The organism is Halopseudomonas sp. (assembly GCF_036961105.1).
Lineage (GTDB): Bacteria > Pseudomonadota > Gammaproteobacteria > Pseudomonadales > Pseudomonadaceae > Halopseudomonas.
The window spans coordinates 1-635 of record NZ_JBALWW010000060.1 but is presented as its reverse complement, the minus strand read 5'-3'; the positions used below and the strand labels follow the sequence as shown (position 1 = coordinate 635).

Here is a 635-nt window from a genome sequence, read left to right as displayed (position 1 = left end):
CGTTAGCTATGGAGAGTCAGAAAAAGACTTTTGTAGTAGTTTCAACCTTTTTTCGGAGCGCCCATGGTTGCGTCTATATCAATGCAGCGAGTGCAAAACATACTGGCAGCTTGATGTAGACGATAGATCTGACTTTGCTATAAAAGTGTCGCAGCCAGAAATTTGGCCATCATTTGATGATCGTCCATATCGAAGAGAGTTCTTCATCCAATTTCATGGTGGCGTCGGCAGCAAAAAATGTACGTGGGCAAGGTGCAATCAGCCCGCATTGCAAAACATGGCCATTTGCGTGGATCACGCTTACCCAGAGTTTTCCTCTACTGATGAGAAGCCCTAACAAATGGTTCAAACCGTTCGCTTCGCTCACTGGGACGGGCTAAAGCCCGCCCCTTAACCAAACGTTAGGGAGCTTCAACATGCATATTTACTCTCTTAGATTCTTTTTCTCTCCAGGGAGTAATGTTTGTCTATGGGCCGCAAACGATGCCGCATTGCAAAAATGGGATTATCCCGTTGAGTCGTGCGCGCTCCCCCTGTCTGAGAACACTTGGCGCTATGCGCTCTACCTTTGCGCTTGGCATGACACCAGTATCGATTGGAGCTATCCGCCGAACCCTACGCTTTGGGATGCTCAA

General features: G+C 48.0%; 1 protein-coding gene and 1 pseudogene. Both read left to right on the top strand.

All coding sequences use genetic code 11. The features are described from left to right. Positions 1-337: hypothetical protein (locus V7756_RS18985; protein WP_335611761.1), on the top strand; the 337-nt coding region annotated here is incomplete at its 5' end. A gap of 79 nt (positions 338-416) precedes the next feature. Then, a pseudogene (locus V7756_RS18980) lies at positions 417-635 on the top strand (hypothetical protein); the annotation flags it as partial.